At 37.4% G+C, this 270-nt stretch carries 1 protein-coding gene; it reads left to right on the top strand.

Features of this window, described 5'->3' with window-relative positions; all coding sequences use genetic code 11:
- Positions 1-270: alanine--tRNA ligase-related protein (locus NZ841_08565; GenBank protein MCS7202811.1), on the top strand; the 270-nt coding region annotated here is incomplete at both ends.

Here is a 270-nt window from a genome sequence, read left to right as displayed (position 1 = left end):
ACTAAGACAGAGTTTTTAGGTTACACAAACAATGAAGTTGAGACCACTGTAGAGGCGATAATAAAAGATGGAGTAACTGTAAATTTCTTAGAGGAAGGGCAAGAGGGGGAGATTTTTCTTAAAGAAACACCTTTTTATGCAGAAGCTGGTGGTCAGGTAGGCGATACAGGTGTTATCATATCTCCTTATGGTAAGGCAGAGGTTTTAGATACAAAAAGGATTTTAGGACTTCATTGTCATATTGTTAGAGTAACTGAGGGCGTTTTAAAT

Source organism: Dictyoglomus sp. (assembly GCA_025060475.1).
Classification (GTDB): Bacteria; Dictyoglomota; Dictyoglomia; order Dictyoglomales; family Dictyoglomaceae; genus NZ13-RE01.
The sequence above is the reverse complement of the archived record's forward strand: the minus strand, read 5'-3'. Positions and strand labels throughout refer to the sequence as shown.